At 67.8% G+C, this 17,964-nt stretch carries 17 protein-coding genes; all 17 read left to right on the top strand.

The features are described 5' to 3' along the window. The first annotated feature begins 129 nt into the window (after window positions 1-129). The gene (locus tag J4573_RS29885) at window positions 130-981 is read left to right on the top strand and encodes a hypothetical protein (RefSeq protein ID WP_208259250.1); all 852 of its coding nucleotides are present in this window, start codon (window positions 130-132) and stop codon (window positions 979-981) included. Between the two features lie 197 nt (window positions 982-1,178). After that, entirely contained in the window at window positions 1,179-2,048 is an 870-nt protein-coding gene (locus tag J4573_RS29880) for an SCO4651 family lipoprotein (RefSeq protein ID WP_208259249.1), read from the top strand. 306 nt (window positions 2,049-2,354) lie between these two features. Continuing rightward, the gene (locus tag J4573_RS29875) at window positions 2,355-3,278 is read left to right on the top strand and encodes an SCO4651 family lipoprotein (protein WP_208259248.1); all 924 of its coding nucleotides are present in this window, start codon (window positions 2,355-2,357) and stop codon (window positions 3,276-3,278) included. A gap of 349 nt (window positions 3,279-3,627) precedes the next feature. Then, window positions 3,628-4,251, top strand: a complete 624-nt coding sequence (gene rplJ, locus J4573_RS29870) for a 50S ribosomal protein L10 (RefSeq protein ID WP_208259247.1) — start codon at window positions 3,628-3,630, stop codon at window positions 4,249-4,251. Window positions 4,252-4,324: 73 nt separating this feature from the next. Then, window positions 4,325-4,714 (top strand): 50S ribosomal protein L7/L12, encoded by a 390-nt coding sequence (rplL, locus tag J4573_RS29865; protein ID WP_208259246.1) that lies wholly within the window; start codon window positions 4,325-4,327, stop codon window positions 4,712-4,714. A gap of 675 nt (window positions 4,715-5,389) precedes the next feature. Continuing rightward, window positions 5,390-6,502: an ABC transporter ATP-binding protein gene (locus tag J4573_RS29860; protein WP_208259245.1), complete on the top strand. Its 1,113-nt coding sequence runs from the start codon at window positions 5,390-5,392 to the stop codon at window positions 6,500-6,502. Continuing rightward, window positions 6,502-7,356, top strand: coding sequence for an MlaE family ABC transporter permease (locus J4573_RS29855; RefSeq protein WP_243773810.1), 855 nt, complete (start codon window positions 6,502-6,504; stop codon window positions 7,354-7,356). Before J4573_RS29860 ends, J4573_RS29855 begins: the two co-directional genes overlap by 1 nt. After that, window positions 7,356-8,204 carry an MlaE family ABC transporter permease gene (locus tag J4573_RS29850; protein WP_208259244.1) on the top strand — a complete coding sequence of 283 codons (849 nt, stop codon included), beginning with the start codon at window positions 7,356-7,358 and terminating at the stop codon, window positions 8,202-8,204. Before J4573_RS29855 ends, J4573_RS29850 begins: the two co-directional genes overlap by 1 nt. A gap of 7 nt (window positions 8,205-8,211) precedes the next feature. After that, the gene (locus J4573_RS29845) at window positions 8,212-9,576 is read left to right on the top strand and encodes an MCE family protein (RefSeq protein ID WP_208259243.1); all 1,365 of its coding nucleotides are present in this window, start codon (window positions 8,212-8,214) and stop codon (window positions 9,574-9,576) included. Then, on the top strand, window positions 9,573-10,604 hold the full coding sequence (locus J4573_RS29840) for an MCE family protein (RefSeq protein ID WP_208259242.1): 1,032 nt from the start codon (window positions 9,573-9,575) through the stop codon (window positions 10,602-10,604). Before J4573_RS29845 ends, J4573_RS29840 begins: the two co-directional genes overlap by 4 nt. Then, window positions 10,605-11,681: an MCE family protein gene (locus J4573_RS29835; protein ID WP_208259241.1), complete on the top strand. Its 1,077-nt coding sequence runs from the start codon at window positions 10,605-10,607 to the stop codon at window positions 11,679-11,681. 18 nt (window positions 11,682-11,699) lie between these two features. Next, window positions 11,700-12,962: an MCE family protein gene (locus J4573_RS29830; protein ID WP_307797001.1), complete on the top strand. Its 1,263-nt coding sequence runs from the start codon at window positions 11,700-11,702 to the stop codon at window positions 12,960-12,962. Continuing rightward, window positions 12,959-14,308 carry an MCE family protein gene (locus J4573_RS29825; RefSeq protein WP_307797000.1) on the top strand — a complete coding sequence of 450 codons (1,350 nt, stop codon included), beginning with the start codon at window positions 12,959-12,961 and terminating at the stop codon, window positions 14,306-14,308. The genes J4573_RS29830 and J4573_RS29825 overlap by 4 nt, the downstream gene beginning before the upstream one ends. Next, window positions 14,305-15,792, top strand: coding sequence for an MCE family protein (locus tag J4573_RS29820; protein WP_208259240.1), 1,488 nt, complete (start codon window positions 14,305-14,307; stop codon window positions 15,790-15,792). The genes J4573_RS29825 and J4573_RS29820 overlap by 4 nt, the downstream gene beginning before the upstream one ends. 13 nt (window positions 15,793-15,805) lie before the next feature. After that, entirely contained in the window at window positions 15,806-16,318 is a 513-nt protein-coding gene (locus J4573_RS29815; protein WP_307796999.1) for an Rv1363c family protein, read from the top strand. Between the two features lie 2 nt (window positions 16,319-16,320). Then, window positions 16,321-17,346, top strand: a complete 1,026-nt coding sequence (locus tag J4573_RS29810; protein ID WP_504740199.1) for an Rv1363c family protein — start codon at window positions 16,321-16,323, stop codon at window positions 17,344-17,346. A 426-nt stretch (window positions 17,347-17,772) separates the two neighbouring features. Beyond that, a partial coding sequence (locus J4573_RS29805; RefSeq protein ID WP_208259238.1) for a hypothetical protein occupies window positions 17,773-17,964 on the top strand: 192 nt, incomplete at its 3' end.

Here is a 17,964-nt window from a genome sequence, read left to right as displayed (position 1 = left end):
GGCGGCGTCCAAAAGAGGTCAGATCGTGACTCTGTTGGCTTTGTTACCGGTGGGGAATTTGGTGTTAGATCGACGTCTATCGAGTGACTTTGTCGCCCTCTGACTCTCCCCGCATCAGGACGGAGGACCGTGGACCGTCGAACGGACCGGGCCATCGCGATTTCCGCCATCACCGCCGTGGTCGTCGTGCCCACCGCGATCCTGGTAGCGGTGAAGACGGGGGCGGCGTCCCCGAAGCCCGCCGGTGAGGTCCCCTCGGCCGCAGCGGCGGCGCAGGGCGACGCGCTGAAGCCGGTGGGCAAGTCGCCGACACCGACCCCGACCGCCTCGGGCGCGGGCACCAAGCCGAACGGCGGCCCGGGCCACCCGACGCCGCCACCCGGCAAGCGCGGCCCGCGCAAGCCGCCGCCCGGCGCACCGAAGCTCAAGTCGTTCGTCCGCGTCACCGACGTGAAGCTGTCGGGCAACCCGAACGGCGACTACCAGCACCTCACCGAGACGGCGCACCTGACGCTCATCCCGAACTTCGCGCTGAGCGCCACCGGCGTCCGGCAGAACATGGTCGAGGGCAAGCTCACCACGCTCACCCAGAAGGTGATCATCAGCGGCCGCACGATGCGGTCGTACGACGGCAAGCGCTGGACCAGCTCCAAGCTGACGTCCAGCCAGCTGTCCAAGCTGCGCACCGACTCCGACCCGCGCCAGTTCACCTGGTTGATCCGCACCGTGCCGGGCATCGGCAAGACCGGCCCGGACAAGTTCGGTTCGACGCATTTCACGGCGAAGCTTGTCCTCGGTGACGTCTACGGGATGCTGCCCGAGAACATCGCCGCCGAGGGCCGCAAGGTGCTGCCCGACAGCACCGGCGTGGGCATCGAGCTGTGGTCGGACAAGATCGACCGGCCGAGCTGGATCGGGCTGAACGCGCAGGCCCCGGGCACGCAGTTCGGCGGCTCGATGACCTTCCGTTCCTACCGCTGACCCTCCTCCGCCGCTCCCCGCGGATCCGCCCGAACCGGTCCACAGGCCCTATGGCGTACGTTCCAGAGCGACCTCATGGGGTACGCCCCGGGTCGTAGCGACTCAGGGTCCATTGGTACCCACGGGGGATGTGGCCCGGTGAACGCCCGACGAGACTGAAGTCCATCGGGCAGGGCAACGAAGGAGGCACATACCTCATGAAGCGCCGATACGCCGTGGTGGCCGGCGGCACCGCCGTGGGTGCCGCGCTGCTCGTCTCCGGATGCACGGGCTCCGGGGACGACAAGGGCGCCACGACAGACAACATGAAGCTCACCGCCGCGCAGGCGCTGACTCAGACGTCGCAGAAGACCGGAGAGGCCGACTCGTTCAAGGCCGACCTGACCGTGAGCGGCACGGGGAACGGCGGCGGCAAGGTCCACGCGACCGGGCAGTTCCGGCTCCGTCCGACCCTCACCTTCAGCGCGCAGCTCGACGACTTCGCCACCGGCGGCCAGTCGGTGCCGGGCGCCAAGGGGCAGGCCATCTTCACCGGTGACGTGCTGTACGCCAAGGTCCCGCAGCTGGCCAGGTTCGTGGCGAACGGCAAGCCCTGGGTGAAGATCGACGTCAACAAGATGAGCCAGACCACGGGCTTCGACGTCAAGGGCCTCATCGACCAGGTCCAGAAGGTGAACCCCGCCGAGCAGACCAAGATGTTCACCGGCTCCAAGGACGTCCACCGGGTCGGCCAGGAGAGCGTGGACGGCACCTCGACCACGCACTACGCCGGAACGGTCACCGTTCAGGACGCGCTGAACCGGCTCGACCCGTCGGTGCGCCAGCGGGTGCAGGCCTGGTTCCCGCAGAACGACGCCGCGAGCCAGAAGATCAACTTCGATCTCTGGACCGACAAGGCCGGGCTGCCGCGCAAGCTGGAGTCCAAGGGCGGGCAGGGCGGCAAGACCGGCTCGGTGACCGTGCTCTACAGCGACTACGGCAAGAGCTTCAGCGTGAACCCGCCGCCGTCCGACCAGACCGGCGAGCTGTCGCTGAACGGCCTCCTGAACGGCGGCCAGCACAACTGACCGGCACGACCGACCGGCGCGGCCGACCGGGAGGACCGACCGGCGCGGCCGACCGGGAGGACCGACCGGCGCGGCCGACCGGCACGACCGACCGGCACGACCGACCGGCGCCTGAACCGTCGGGCCCCCGGCCGACCGGTGCGTCGTGACCGGCGTGCTCGCTGACCTGCGCCGACCTGTCGCACCCGGCGCCCTTTCCGGCGTCGGGTGCGTAAACAGGTATGAACCCGTCTAACCTCCTGTGCGTCTGAATAACTGTCCGGACAGCGCAGCCCGGACGCATCCCAGCGCCAAAGAGGAGATCAGATGATTCGTCGTTTCGCAGCGGGCACGGCGGTGGCCACCGGCCTCGCCATGTCGCTCACGGGCTGCCTTGGCTCGGGTGGCGACAAGGCCGGCGGCGGCGGTGGCGGCGACGCCATCCAGCTGACCGCCGCCCAGGTCCTCGACAAGGCCGCGCAGAAGACCAGCTCGACCGACTCGGTCAAGGCCGACATGTCCATGCAGGGGACCACCGCTCAGGGCTCCATGAACATGTCCGGCACCATGCAGTACCGCACCAAGCCCGACCTGGCCATGAGCATGAACTTCAGCACCATGTCCATGGGCGGCAAGAGCATGGGCGGGATGCAGGAGATCCTGGTCGACAAGACCATGTACATGAAGATGCCGATGCTGCAGCAGCTCTCGCAGATGGGCGGCAACAAGGCCCAGATGAAGCCGTGGCTGAAGATCTCCCTCGCCCAGCTCGGCCAGAAGGCCGGCCTCAACTTCGACCAGCTCATGGAGCAGGCGCGGCAGGCCGACCCGGCGCAGAACACCAAGCTGCTGACCTCGTCCAAGGACGTGAAGGAGGTCGGCAAGGAGACGATCGACGGCGTCTCGACCACGCACTACCGGGGCACCTACCGGATGGCCGACGCGATCTCCAAGCTCTCTCCCGAGCAGCGCCAGGCCTACGAGAAGCTGATGGCCAAGGCCGGCGGCGCGGGCTCCCAGGCGATGCCGTTCGACCTCTGGGTCGACGGGCAGCAGCTCCCCAAGAAGATGACCATGAGCATGGCCATGACGGCCACCGAGAAGATGAACATGACCATGACCTACAAGGACTACGGCAAGCCGGTGGACATCACCGCGCCGCCGGCCGACCAGGTCACGGACATGTCCGAGCTTCTGAAGAACATGCCCGGTGCGGGCGCGGGCGCCGGTTCCGGCATCCCGGGCGCCTGACCGAACGGGCCCACGAGCCGTAGGAACGAGCCGTAGGAACGTGATCAGCGGGACCAGAGGCGCACGCCGCCTCTGGTCCCGCGGCCGTTCCCAAGGAAGCTTCCGAAACCGATTTGGCGTCCCGCGCGACGACCACGTACTCTGTTGTCTGCCGAAGACCGCCGGTCGCCACCCTCACGGGTGGCCGAAGGACCCGATTCGACATCGGGCGGCCCGCGTAGGTGAGACGAGAGCTTCCGCATGACTCCGCGTCGTGCTTGACGCCCCGTGCACCTGCGCCGGGGCGTTCACTGTTTTTCTGGTGCTTTTCGCCCCGGCGGCTTCCACCCAGGTAATCGGAAGGAGGCCCATGGCAAAGGCCGAAAAGGCTGCGGCGATCGCCGAGCTCAAGACCGCGTTCGAGAGCTCCAACGGCGCCGTGCTGACCGAGTACCGCGGGCTCACGGTGGCGCAGCTCAAGGAGCTGCGCACCAACCTCGGCGAGAACGCGAAGTTCGCCGTGGTGAAGAACACGCTGACCAAGATCGCCGCGGACGGCGCCGGGGTCGACGAGCAGTTCAAGTCGCTGCTCGAGGGTCCCTCGGCGATCGCGTTCGTGAACGGTGACGTGGTCGAGGCCGCCAAGGGCCTGCGTGACTTCGCCAAGGCCAACGAGCACCTGGTGATCAAGGGTGGCTTCATCGACGGCAAGTCGATGGACTCGGCCGAGATCGCCAAGCTGGCAGACCTCGAGTCGCGCGAGGTGCTCCTCGCCAAGCTCGCGGGTGCGATGAAGGGCAACATGGCCAAGGCCGCTGCCGTCTTCGCCGCGCTGCCCACGCAGACGGCTCAGCTCGCCGAGGCGCTTCGCGCCAAGCGCGAGGCCGCCGGCGAGACCGCCGAGGCTCCGGCCGCGGCCCCCGCCGACGACGCCCCGGCTGTCGACGCGGCTCCTGCCGCCGAGGCCGCCGCGGACGAGGCGCCCGCCGAGTAATCGGTCCGTCAGGACCAGGACCCCGCGGTCCACGTAAGACCCCAAGCTCTAAGCATTTGCGGAGGAACACATCATGGCGAAGCTCAGCCAGGACGACCTGCTCGACGCCTTCAAGGAGATGACCCTCCTTGAGCTGTCGGAGTTCGTGAAGCAGTTCGAGGAAGTCTTCGACGTCAAGGCCGCCGCTCCGGTCGCCGCCGTCGCCGCCGCCCCGGGCGCCGGTGCCGCTCCGGCCGAAGAGGCCGCCGCGCAGGACGAGTTCGACGTCATCCTCGAGGCCGCCGGCGACAAGAAGATCCAGGTCATCAAGGAGGTCCGCGGCCTCACGAGCCTGGGCCTCAAGGAGGCCAAGGACCTGGTCGACGGCGCTCCGAAGCCGCTGCTCGAGAAGGTCAACAAGGAAGCGGCCGACAAGGCCAAGGAGGCCCTGGAGAAGGCCGGCGCGACGGTCACCGTCAAGTAAGGCGCTCCAGCACTCCTGAGCTCCGGGGCCGCGAACGCCCCACCGCTCTCCAAGAGGCGGTCACCCCATCGGGGTGGCCGCCTCTTCGCGTCCCCACCACCAACCCACCAACCCACCAATACGCCGATCTTGCTCTCAGCGCCCCTATCCGGCCCTCGGGAGGGCGCTGAGAGCAAGATCGGCGTGGTGCGCGGGCGGGGGTGATGAGGGGGTGGAGGCGGGTGGGGTGATTTGTCCGAGAGTGACAAAGTCGGGCGTGAACCTACTTTGGAGAGCTAGTTGTGCCCGCACCGACGCGGCGCGTAGCGTCACTCGCACCCCCTGAAGCACTGAGGCCTCGGCCGGTCTCGGCCGTAACCCCCACCCCCGGCTTGAGGTGCATCTTCTTGGACGAGTAGTCTCACAGCCGAGTAAGTAACGATTGTCTTACGACGTCGCATTTCGCCGCTGATCTGGGCCCGAACGTCTTCCATTTCCAGAACGGGCCGCTACGGTAGTGGCACCCGTCACGGCTACCGAGCGGTAGCAACGGGACGGACACGAGGTGTGACGACAACTTCAAGCCTGAGCTAGCCCCCAGCCAGAGCAAGCACGATCAGAGCAAGCCCCCCAAGCAAGCCTGCGTGCTACTCGCTCATTGGTTCCGGATTCCCCGGCCTGGACGAAAGGTGACGAGTGGGCGTCGAGATTCGAGTCGAGGGACTCACCAAAGCCTTCGGCAGCCAGACCATTTGGCAGGACGTATCCCTAACGATCCCCTCAGGAGAGATCTCCGTTCTCCTGGGTCCGTCCGGCACGGGCAAGTCGGTGTTCCTGAAGTCCCTCGTCGGCTTGCTGAAGCCCAACCGGGGTCACATCTGGATCGGCGACCGGGACCTGCCGTACCTGTCCGAAGGGCAGCTGTACGAGACCCGCAAGCTGTTCGGCGTCCTCTTCCAGGATGGCGCGCTGTTCGGCTCGATGAACCTCTTCGACAACATCGCGTTCCCACTGCGCGAGCACACGAAGAAGTCCGAGTCCGAGATCAAGCGCATCGTCATGGAGAAGATGGACCTGGTCGGCCTGGTGGGCGCCGAGGGCAAGCTCCCCGGTGAGATCTCCGGCGGCATGAAGAAGCGCGCCGGCCTCGCCCGCGCCCTCGTGCTCGACCCCGAGATCCTGCTGATCGACGAGCCCGACTCGGGCCTGGACCCGGTCCGCACCTCGTTCCTGAACCAGGTCTTCGTCGACCTGAACGCGCAGATCAACGCGACGTTCCTCATCGTCACCCACGACATCAACACCGCGCGGACCCTGCCGGACAACATCGGCCTGCTGTTCCGCCGCGAGCTGGTGATGTTCGGCCCGCGCGAGATGCTGCTGTCCAGCGAGGAGCCGGTCGTCCGGCAGTTCCTGAACGCCAGCAAGATCGGCCCGATCGGCATGTCCGAGGAGAAGGACATCTCCGAGCTGGAGGCCGAGGCCAACATGGGCCTCGAGGCGGGCAAGCTGCCGCCGATCCCGCCGCAGCAGATGCCGAGCAACGGCCTGATCCGCCCGACCCAGCACGCCCCCGGCGCCTGGTGCGCCGCGCACGGCGTGACCCCGCCGCCCGGCTCGTTCATCGACGAGCTCGGCCGCAACTGGGTCGAGGAGTGGCCGCGGTACGTGGCGTCCATGAGCGCGGTCGCCGGTCAGCACGCCGGTCCGCCTCCCGGCCCGGGCCCGCAGGGCCCAGGTCCCCAGGCGGGTCCGCCGATGGGCGGCCCGCAGGGCGGCCGGCCGCAACCCCCGGGAGCAAGGTACTGATGTCAACTCCTGGTATCGGCGCGGACCAGCGAGGGGGCAGGAGGAACGGCGGCTCGTCCGGAGCCTCGTTCCGCAAGGTCGGGGACGGTGCGACGAACGTCTTCGTGAAGGAGCCTGGTCGCTTCTTCGCGCTCTGCCTGGACACGTTCCGGGCGATGTTCGTCTGGCCGTTCCAATGGCGCGAGTTCATCCAGCAGGCCTGGTTCATCGTCAGCGTGACCGTCGTCCCGACCATGCTGGTCGCCATCCCGTTCGGCGGCGTGCTGTCGCTGCAGGTCGGCGGGCTCATCCGGCAGCTCGGCGCGCAGTCCTACACCGGCGCGACCGCGGTGGTCGCGATCGTCCGCGAGGCCAGCCCGCTGGTCACCTCGCTGCTGGTCGCGGGCGCCGCGGGCTCGGCGATGTGCGCCGACATCGGCTCCCGCAAGATCCGCGAGGAGATCGACGCGATGGAGGTGCTGGGGATCAATCCCCTGCACCGCCTGGTCGTGCCGCGCATGCTCGCGTGCGCGTTCGTCGCGCTGTTCCTGAACGGCCTGGTCTCGGTGGTCGGCCTGCTCGGCGGCTACTTCTTCAACGTGGTGCTGCAGGACGGTACGCCGGGCGCCTACCTGGCCTCGTTCAACGCGATCGCGCAGCTGCCCGACCTGCTGCAAGCCGAGTTCAAGGCGTTCGTGTTCGGCATCACCGCCGGCCTGGTCGCGGCCTACAAGGGCCTGAACGCCAAGGGCGGCCCGAAGGGCGTGGGCGACGCGGTCAACCAGACCGTGGTCATCACCTTCATGCTGCTCTTCCTGGAGAACTTCATCATCTCCACCCTGTACTTCCAGTTCGTTCCTTCGAAGGGCATGTGATGGCGGCCCCAGGTAAGACGGGCCAGGCCGCCCGCAAGGCGATCAACGCACCGCTGGACCGGCTCGACGACTTCGGGCACCAGCTGTCCTTCTACGCGCGCACGTTCGCCTGGTTCTTCCGGGTGCTGCGCCGCTACCGCACCGAGGTGCTGCGGCTGCTCGCCGAGGTCAGCCTCGGCACCGGCGGCCTCGCGGTGATCGGCGGCTCGGTGGTCATCGTCGGCTTCATGACGTTCTTCACCGGCAGCCAGGTCGGCCTGCAGGGCTACAACTCCCTGAACCAGATCGGCACCGCGGCGTTCACCGGCTTCGTGGCGTCCTACTTCAACACCCGTGAGATCGCTCCACTGGTGTCGGCGCTGGCGCTGTCGGCGACGGTCGGCTGCGGGTTCACCGCCCAGCTCGGCGCGATGCGGATCTCCGACGAGATCGACGCGCTGGAGGTCATGGCGGTCCCGTCGATGCCGTTCCTGGTGACGACCCGCCTGATCGCCGGAATGATCGCGGTGATCCCGCTGTACATCGTCGGCCTGCTGGCCTCTTACGGCGCGACGCGGCTGGTCGTGACGCTCTTCTACGGGCAGTCGACCGGCACCTACGACCACTACTTCAACCTGTTCCTACCGCCAGAAGACATCCTCTGGTCGTTCCTCAAGGTCATCGTGTTCGCGATGCTCGTGATGCTGATCCACTGCTATTACGGCTACCACGCGAGCGGGGGCCCGGCGGGCGTCGGCGTCGCGGTCGGCCGCGCGGTCCGCACCAGCATCGTGGTGATCAACGTCGCCGACCTCATGCTCGGCATGGCGATCTGGGGAGCCACCACGACCGTCCGGATCGCAGGGTGACCGCGCGATGACCCAAACCGCCGTCCCTGGCTCCAGCGGCCTGTCGCAGCGCGTGCGCTACCGGCTGCTCGGCCTGTCCATGCTGGTCGTGATCGCGTTGCTGCTCGCGCTGACGGTCGCCCTGTTCAACAAGGCGCTCACACCGGTCACCAAGGTTCAGGTGCAGACCGAGCGCGCCGGCCTGCAGCTGCTGCCGCGGTCGGACGTGAAGGTCCGCGGCCTGATCGTGGGCGAGGTCCGCAGCACCAAGGCCACCGAGAGCGGCGCCACGATCAACCTGGCGCTGGACCCGGACAAGGCCAAGCTGATCCCGAACAACGTGCAGGCGCGGCTGATCCCGAAGACGCTCTTCGGTGAGAAGTACGTCGACCTGGAGATCCCGACCCAGCCTGGCCCGGTCGGGCTGCACAAGGGCCAGGTGATCCAGCAGGACAAGTCGCAGCCCGCGGTCGAGATCGACAAGGTGCTGAACAACCTGCTGCCGCTGCTGCAGGCGGTGAAGCCGGAGAAGCTGAACGCCACGCTGAACGCGCTGGCGACGGCACTGCAGGGCCGCGGCGACCAGATCGGGTCCGACATCGAGCAGGCCGACGCGCTGCTGAAGAAGATCAACCCGCAGCTCGGCACGCTGGTGTACGACCTGAACGCGCTGTCGGACACCTCCGACATCTACAGCGACGCGGCGCCCGACCTGCTGCAGACGCTGCGCAACCTGAACGTCACCAGCAAGACGATCACCGACAAGCAGGCCACGATCGAGGACATCATCCCGCAGGTCACCGGCACCGCCCAGAAGGGCGAGCGGTTCATGCTGGAGAACGGTCCGAAGATCGTCGGCGTGAACATCGCCAACCGCGACGGCCTGGACCTGTTCGCCCGCTACGCGCCCTCGTTCCCGTGCCTGTTCAAGGGCATGGAGAAGGGGCGTGCCGCGGCCGAGGCGGCGGGCGGCGGCAAGGGCCCGACGTTCAACCTGACGATCGAGATCGTCAAGCCGCGGCCGGCGTACAAGTACCCGCTGGACCTGCCCGAGGCCAAGGACCAGCGCGGTCCGCGGTGCTGGGGCCTGCCGAACCCGAAGGTCCCCTTCCCCGAGCCGCTCGCGCGCGACGGCCTGGAGGACGACCTGTGGTGGAAGAACCCCGACCCGGCGAACGCGCCCGCGAACGCCAACGGCAAGACGCCCGCCAACGGCCAGAACCGTGGCCGCGCCGCCTCGGGCGTGTTCCTGGACCCGGGTTCGATGAGCCAGAAGGACAACATCAACAGCGTGATCGGCCCGATGACCCGTACCCCGGCCGATGAGGTCCCCGACCTCGGGCAGCTGCTGTTCGGTCCGCTCCTGCAGGGATCGGTGGTGACGGTCAAGTGAAGACGACCAGCGCCGCGGTCAAGCTGCTGATCTTCGTCGTGCTCACCTCGCTGGCGACCGGCGTGCTGGCGATGACGATCTCCAACCTGCGGTTCGGCGAGACCCGCAAGTACAAGGCGATCTTCACCGACGTCGCCGGGCTGCTGGACAAGGACGACGTGCGCGTCGCCGGCGTCCAGGTCGGCCAGGTGGAGAGCATCAAGCTCCACAACGGCAACCAGGCCGAGGTGACCTTCAGCGTCCAGAAGTCCGGGGTCTTCGAGGCCGGACTGCCCGCCTCGACCAACGTCTCGGTCCGCTACCGCAACCTGATGGGCCAGCGCTACCTGGCGCTGACCGAGGGGCCGGGCGCGGCGAACGACTACCTGCGGCCGAACGGGACCATCCCGGTCGCGCAGACCAAGCCCGCGCTCGACCTCACCGTGCTGTTCAACGGGTTCCGCCCGCTGTTCAAGGCGCTGGAGCCCGACGACGTCAACAAGCTGGCGTTCCAGATCGTGCAGACCCTCCAGGGCGAGGGCGGCACGATCAACAGCCTGCTCTCGCACGTCGCCTCGCTGACCAACACGCTCGCCGACCGTGACAAGGTCATCGGCGAGGTCATCGACAACCTGAACAGCGTTCTCGGCACCATCGACGAGCGCCACCAGGAGGTCGACCGGCTGGTCACCGACCTGCGCGGCTTCGTCAGCGGGGTCGCCGACGACCGCAAGGCGATCTTCGACTCGGTCGACGCGATCAACGGGCTGACCGGCACCACCGCCGACCTGCTGCATGACGCCCGGCCGAGCATCAAGGACGACGTGGCCGGCCTGAAGGCCCTGTCCGACACGCTGAACCGCAACGGCGACGTGATCGACAAGGGCCTGAAGCGGACCCCGAAGCGGATGGAGGGGCTGATCAACATCTCCTCCTACGGCGGCTGGTTCAACATGTACATCTGCGGCCTGGACGCCAAGGTGCGGCTCCCCGGTGGCCCCGTCTACCAGACGCCCGCGATCGTGAACGAGAACGCGAGGTGCAAGTAGATGAGGATCCCCTTCCGGGAGCGCAATCCCGTCCCCATCGCCCTCGTCGGCTTCGCGATCATCATCGTGGTGCTGGTCGTGGCGATGAACCTCGGCGGCATCCCGTTCATCAACGGCCAGACCAAGCACACCGCGGCCTTCAAGGAGGCCGCCGGGCTGAAGTCGGGCGAGGAGGTGCGGATCGCCGGCGTCAAGGTCGGCAAGGTGACCGCGCTGGGCCTCGACGACGACCACGTCAAGGTCACCTTCCAGGTGAACGACGGCGTGAAGCTGGGCGACATGACCCGCGCCGAGATCAAGATCAAGACGGTGCTGGGTTCGCACTACCTGTCGCTCGACCCGCACGGCAGCGGCAAGCTGCACGGCCAGATCCCGGTCGACCGGACCGCCACCCCGTTCGAGGTGGTCCCGGCGATCAGCGAGCTGAGCCAGCGGATCGAGAAGATCGACTACCAGCAGGTGGCCAAGTCGTTCGACACCCTGTCGGACACCTTCAAGAACTCGCCCGAGGAGATCCGGGCCTCGCTGCAGGGCCTGCGCCGGCTGTCGGGCACGATCGCCTCGCGCGACGACCAGCTGCACGAGCTGGCCGGCAAGGCCAAGGACGTGTCGCAGCTGCTGGCCGACCGCAACCAGGACTTCGCCAAGCTGATCCAGGACGGCGACAAGGTCCTGCAGGCCGTGCAGGCCCGCCGCGCGGTGATCCACCAGCTGCTGGTCAACACGGTCACGCTCTCCCAGCAGGTGAACGGGCTGATCAAGGACAACGAGGCGCAGCTGAAGCCGATGCTGGACAGCCTCAGCGGGGTGAGCTCGATCCTGCTGAAGAACCAGGACAACCTCGACCGGACCCTGAAGCTCTTCGGCCCGTTCGTGTCGCAGTTCAACGACGTGGCGGGCACCGGCCGCTGGTTCGACAGCTGGATCCAGAACCTCATCCCGATCCCGGCGTCGATCAAGAACCCGCCCAGCCAGGGCGGCGGCAACGGCACCCGCGGACCGAACCAGAACGGCGGTCAGAACGGCCAGTCCGGCAACGGCAACAACAAGGGCAACCCGTTGCCCTTCCTCCCGTAAGCGAGCAGGCAGGTATCCGTGCGTAACTCAGGAACCATCCTCAGGCTCGGCGGCGCGATCCTCGCCGTCGCGGTCCTGGCCGCCGCGCTCGTGCTCGCCCTGCGGGAGCCCAAGCAGCAGCACATGACGGCGTACTTCACCAAGACCGTCGGCCTCTACAAGGGCGCCGAGGTGCGCATCCTCGGCATCAAGGTCGGGAACGTGACCAGCGTCCAGCCGGTCGGCGACTCGGTGAAGGTCGAGCTGAGGTGGGACGCCAAGTACAAGGTGCCCGACAACGTCCAGGCCATGATCGTCAACCAGACGCTGGTCGCCGACCGCTACGTGCAGCTGACGCCGGTCTACAAGAAGGGCCAGCCGGTCCTGAAGGACGACGCGACGCTGCCGGTGAACCGCACCGCGGTGCCGGTCGAGGTCGACGAGATCGGCTCCAGCCTGAACGACCTCAACAAGGCCCTCGGGCCCGAGGGCGCCAACAAGGACGGCTCGCTGTCCAAGCTGCTGGACGTCGGCGCGAACGTTCTCCAGGGCCAGGGCACCGACATCCGGCAGACCATCCACGACAGCTCCCAGGCGCTCAGCACGCTCAGCGCCGACCGCGAGGACGTCGCCAAGACCATCGAGAACCTCCGGATCATCACCGGGGCGATGAAGGACAACGACGCGCAGATCAAGCAGTTCACCGGCCACCTGAACGGGGTGTCGGGCCAGCTGGCGGGGGAGAAGGAAGAGCTCTCCGCCGCCCTGGAGACCCTCGGGCCGACACTGCGCAACGTCCAGCGCTTCATCAAGGACAACCGCGGCGCGCTGTCCAAGAACGTCCGCCAGCTCGCGCAGATCACCGGCGTGCTGGTGAAGGAGCAGGCGTCGTTCAAGCAGGTGCTGGAGGCCGGTCCGCTGGCCATCAACAACCTGGGCCGCGCCTACGACCCGATCAGCGGCACCATCCACAACCGCGCGGACCTGCGCCAGTTCAACGACCTGGCGGACTGGATCTGCTCGCTGGCCTACTCGGTGGGCACGCCCGCCAAGCAGTGCCTGGACTTCGTCAAGCCCTACAACGGCATCGGCAAGGTGCTGTCGGGGCTGAGCCTGGACCTGTCGTGGATCACCGCGCTGACCACGCACTACGACGTCGTGCCGATCCCGCCGGACGCCTACGGGCCGGGGGAGACCCCGCCGAACGGCAAGACGGCCAAGGGCAACAAGGCGCAGACCCAGAACAACGCCCGTAAGCCCGTCCGCGGCGTCGAGGCGCTCCTGCCTGGAGGTGGCCAGTGAGCCGGCGGTATCTGAGGCGTTCGCTCGCCCAGCGCTCTCTCGCCCCGCGTTCGATGCGGCGGTCGGCGGCCCGCTTCGGGGTGGCCGCGCTCGCCGGGGTGGCGGCCCTGTCGGGCTGCTCGTTCCGCGGCGTGGACTCGGTCCCGCTGCCGGGCGGGCCGGACGTCGGCAGCAACCCGCTGACGGTCAAGGTCGAGTTCGCCAACGTGCTGGACCTGGTGCCGCAGTCGGTGGTCAAGGTCAACGACGTGTCGGTCGGCAAGGTCGACAAGATCGATCTGGCCGGCGGGCAGAGCGGCTGGCACGCCGTGGTCACCATGAAGGTGCGCCGCGACACCAAGCTGCCCGACAACGCGATCGCGACGATCGGCCAGACCAGCCTCCTCGGCGAGAAGTTCGTGGAGCTGTCCCCGCCGGCGAACGAGGCGCCCCAGGGCACGCTGTCCTCCGGCGACCTCATCCCGCTGGCGCGGACCACCCGCAGCACCGAGATCGAAGAGGTGCTGTCGGCGTTCTCCCTGCTGCTGAACGGCGGCGGCCTGGAGCAGGTCTCCACGATCACGCACGAGCTGGAGGCCGCGATGGGCGGCCGCGAGTCGACGATCAAGTCGGTGCTGCACCAGGTCGACACGTTCGCCGGCACGCTGGACCGCAACCGGGGCTCGATCACCCGGGCGCTGGACAGCATCGACCGGCTGACCGGCAAGCTGTCGGCCGAACGTAAGACGATCACCGACACGATCGACAAGACCGGCCCGGCGATCGGCGTGCTGAACCGCAACCGCGCCGACCTCACCAAGATGCTGGTCGCGCTGGACAAGCTGAGCCGGACGACGACCGGCGTGATCAACCAGTCGCGCGACGACCTGCTGGCCAACCTGAAGGATCTCGACAAGATCGTTCAGAACCTCAACAAGGCCGGGGACGCGCTGCCGAAGAACCTCGAGGCCCTGGTCACCTACCCGTTCCCCGCCACGTTCGACAACGTGATCCGCGGCGACTACGGCAACGTGAACATCACCCTCGACCTGGACATGCAGAGCCTCCTGCACAACCTGCTCGGCGGCACCGACCTCGAGGGCCTGCTGGGCGACGGCAAGGGCATGCGCAGCATGCTGAAGGTCCCGAACATGACGATCCAGCAGTCGCCGCTCGGCGTGCTGCCGCAGATGCCGGGCTCTGGCTCCGGCTCCGGCGGCGGGCTTCCGGGCCTGAACGGCGGCGGTAACGGTGGCGGGTCGAACGGCAACACCGGCGGAGGCGACACCGGCGGGTCGGGCAACGGCAAGCCACGGGCGGTCGGCCAGACCGACCTTCCGGAGCTCATGACGGGGGGCCTCTCGTGATCCTCAAGCGAGGCGTCATCTTCCAGCTGATCGTGTTCGGCATCATCACGGTGCTGGGCATCGCGATCGTGCTGGTCAAGTACCTCAAGGTCGGCGCCGGGCCGCTCGGGCGGCAGTACACCGCCTACGTCGACCTCACCGACTCCGGCGGCGTGTTCACCAACGCCGAGGTGACCTACCGGGGCGTGCCGGTCGGCCGCGTCGGGCCGATCCAGCTCACGAGCGACGGCATCAAGGTCAAGCTCCAGCTGGAGAAGGGCAAGCGGATCCCGCGCGAGGGCACCGCGGCCATCGTGGCCAACCGTTCGGCGGTCGGCGAGCAGTACATCGACCTGCAGCCGAGCAGGAACACCGGCCCGTACCTGGACGAGGGCAAGCCGTACACGATCCCGCGCGCGCTGACCAAGCTCCCGGTCTCGACCGCCGAGCTGCTGCGCAACGTGGACAAGCTCGTGTCGTCGGTGAACCCGCAGGACCTCGGCACGATCGTGGACGAGCTCGACAAGGCGTTCGCCGGCTCGGGCACCGACCTGCAGAAGATCCTCGACGACACCGACCGGCTCCTGAAGACCGCCGACCAGGCCTACCCCGACACCAAGCAGCTGCTGGACAACAGCAAGATCGTCCTGGACACGCAGCGGTCGCAGGGCGCCAACATCAAGGGCTTCGCGCGGAACCTGAACGAGCTGACCACCTCGCTGCGCGACGACGATCCGGCCCTGCGCAACGACATCGACGCGACCCCGGGCGCGGTCGGCCAGATCGACAAGACCATCGACGACCTGTCGCCGACGCTGCCGGTGCTGCTGGCCAACCTGACCACCACGGGCCAGATCATGACCACGCACCACGCGGGGCTGCGCTCGCTGATGATCCTCTATCCGGTCGCGGTCGCCGGCTCGTTCACCGTGACGCCCGGCGACGGCACCCAGCACCTCGGCCTGGCGCTCAACATCAACGCCCCGCCCCCGTGCACCCGCGGCTACGAGAAGACCAAGCGCCGCTGGCCGCAGGACACCAGCCACAAGACGCCGCGCCTGGACGGCGGCTGCAAGCTGCCGCACAACTCCCAGACCGACGTCCGCGGCTCCCGCAACTTCCCCACCGACGAGCTCCTGCCCGCTCCCAAGCTGCCGCCGGGCGCTACCGACGGCGCCGGCTTCCCCGAGGGCGGCTCCACCGCCTCCGGCGAGGCGACCGGCGGCAAGAGCAAGGACAAGGGAAAGGGCGGCAAGGACAAGACGACCGCCTCCGGCGCCGGGTCCGACGGGCAGGACTCGGCCTCGAACGCCACGCAAATGGCGAGCAAGGTGTACATCCCGCTTCCGTCAAAGGCAGTTGAACTCGCCGGGTACGATCCAGCGACCGGCCAGGTCTACGGCCCGGACGGCAAGCGTTACGCCCTGCCCACGACAGCGGGAAACCGCCAGTTGGGAGAAGAATCCTCGTGGAAATGGCTGCTTCTCGGGCCTCTTGCCCAGTGAGGATGACGACTCTGTGAAGGTTTCGGACGAGGAGCCCCGCACTGGCGCGGCCACGGTCACGGCGCTGGTTCTCGGCGTCCTGGTGATCGGGCTCGCGGTGGCCGTCGTCTGGCTCGGCGTGGTGTTCTACCAGAAGAAGGACGACGCCGATCAGCGGGCCAAGGCCATGCAGGCCGCCAAGCAGATGGGCGTCAACCTGATGACGGTCGACTACAACTCCGCGCAGAAGGATCTCGACCGGATCCTCTCCGGGGCGACCGGCGATCTGAAGAACCAGCTCGGCACCCAGGCCAAGATCTTCGTCGACTCGGTGACCAAGGCCCAGACCAAGTCCACCGTCGACCAGGTGGACGCGGCCGTCGTCTCGATCGACGGCGACTCGGCCGAGGTGATGGTGTCGCTGAACGGCATGGTGAGCAATCCGAAGGTGCCCGGAGGGGTGAAGAGACCGTACCGGTACCTCATGGACCTCACCCGGAGCGGTGACCGCTGGCTGGTGTCGAAGTTGGAGATGGTTCCGTCGTGACGATGAAGGGCGCCGAGAAGGCCGACACCCCCGCCAAGGGGGGCAAGCCGGCCAACGGCAACGGCTCGAAGGCCGCGACACAGGCTGAGAAGGCCCTGGAGGCCGAGAGGGCCGCCAAGCTGGCCGAGGAGGCGGCAGAGCGCGCACGAGAGGCCGCACGGCTCGCTCAGGCGGCCGCGACGGCCGCCGCGGACGCCGAGGCCGCCGAAGCGGAGGCCGAGGCCGCTCAGGCCCAGGCGGACGCGGACGCCAAGCTCGCCGAAGCCGAGGAGGCCGGCGAGGCCGACACGACGGACGAGACCGTCGAGGTCGAGGACGCCGACGGCACGGCCGAAAAGGCCGAAATCGACGATCTTGAGGCGGACGCGCCCGAGTCCGGGATCGAGGAAAAAGATTCCGCGGACGCCGACGGCACCGGCGACGGCAAGATCTCGCTCACCAAGGCCGATGACGACGAGGACGAGGAGCAGGCCGACGACGAGGCCGAACTCGGCGCCGCCACGGTCCAGGACGCCCCGAAGCGGCGGCTGGGCGGGGTCCGGCGGGTGCTCACGCCCCTCACGGCCGGGCTGCTGGTCCTGGTGATCGCGCTGGGTGCCGGCGTAGTGACCCTGGCACTCAAGGTGAGGGATCAGAAGGCGACCGAAAAGGCCACCTCGCAGGCGGTCTTCGCGGCCTCGCGGGCGGCTCAGGACCTGTCCTCGTTCGACTACCGGACGCTGGACGACGACTTCAAGACCGCATCGGGCCAGACGACGGGCAAGCTCCGCAACGACTACGACAAGCTCGCCGCGCAGGTGCGTTCGACGGCCACGACCCAGCAGGCCGTCGCGACCACCACGGTGATCAAGGTGGGCGCGGTCAGCGCCTCGCCGAAGAAGGTCGTGGTGTTCGTCTACGCCAACCGTTCGACCGCCAAGAACACCGACAAGGAGAAGGCTCTCCCCGAGCCGCTCCGGATGCGGATGACCATGGTGAAGGTCGACGGCAAGTGGCTCGCCTCCGACCTCCAGGTGATCTCCGCCTAGGCCTGGCCACGACCCTCGAGCAGGCGATCTTCCTGCACATCGTTCCCGCTTCGTTCCCACGTCGAGCGATCACCCTTCCCGGGGTGATCGCTCGACCGGTTTGCGAGGCTTACCGGCCAGTAGGGGCCCTGACCTTAAACTATGGCCTTCCTCACTGCAGGTCAGAGCCCGAAAAGTCCAAGTCCGCTCTTGACTCTGGGCCCTCTAGGGGCGATGCTCCAAGGCAACTGTGATGCATACTGCGGCGCTAGAGTTGCGAGCGGTGTGGCAGTCGGCTACACTGCCCCTTTGCGCTGCCCTCTGACTATCCACGTGTGAGAGCACTCCTGCCTGACCCCTTTTTCAGGGGATTTCGGCCGGTCTTGGACGTGGATCGTCTGGCGTGCGTGTCGTCAGTTACGCCGCGAGCCCTCGGAAGGACCACTCTTGGCAGCCTCGCGCAACGCCTCGAATACCGCAACCGGTCCGAACCGCGTCTCCTTCGCGCGCATCAAGGAGCCGCTCGAAGTCCCGGACCTCCTTGCTCTGCAGACCAACTCCTTTGACTGGCTGCTCGGCAACGAGAGGTGGAAGGCCCGGGTCGAGGCGGCCCAGAAGGCCGGAGACAAGGCCCCGACC

The organism is Actinomadura barringtoniae, assembly GCF_017573505.1.
GTDB lineage: Bacteria > Actinomycetota > Actinomycetes > Streptosporangiales > Streptosporangiaceae > Spirillospora > Spirillospora barringtoniae.
This window is presented reverse-complemented; position numbering and strand designations above follow the sequence as displayed.

Bases quoted from the DNA above. Each gene is read 5' to 3' on its own strand.
- J4573_RS29875 (WP_208259248.1), top strand. From the start codon at position 2,355: ATGATTCGTCGTTTCGCAGCGGGCACGGCGGTGGCCACCGGCCTCGCC.
- J4573_RS29845 (WP_208259243.1), top strand. From the start codon at position 8,212: ATGACCCAAACCGCCGTCCCTGGCTCCAGCGGCCTGTCGCAGCGCGTG.
- J4573_RS29880 (WP_208259249.1), top strand. From the start codon at position 1,179: ATGAAGCGCCGATACGCCGTGGTGGCCGGCGGCACCGCCGTGGGTGCC.
- J4573_RS29810 (WP_504740199.1), top strand. From the start codon at position 16,321: ATGAAGGGCGCCGAGAAGGCCGACACCCCCGCCAAGGGGGGCAAGCCG.
- J4573_RS29835 (WP_208259241.1), top strand. From the start codon at position 10,605: ATGAGGATCCCCTTCCGGGAGCGCAATCCCGTCCCCATCGCCCTCGTC.
- J4573_RS29850 (WP_208259244.1), top strand. From the start codon at position 7,356: ATGGCGGCCCCAGGTAAGACGGGCCAGGCCGCCCGCAAGGCGATCAAC.
- rplL (WP_208259246.1), top strand. From the start codon at position 4,325: ATGGCGAAGCTCAGCCAGGACGACCTGCTCGACGCCTTCAAGGAGATG.
- rplJ (WP_208259247.1), top strand. From the start codon at position 3,628: ATGGCAAAGGCCGAAAAGGCTGCGGCGATCGCCGAGCTCAAGACCGCG.
- J4573_RS29855 (WP_243773810.1), top strand. From the start codon at position 6,502: ATGTCAACTCCTGGTATCGGCGCGGACCAGCGAGGGGGCAGGAGGAAC.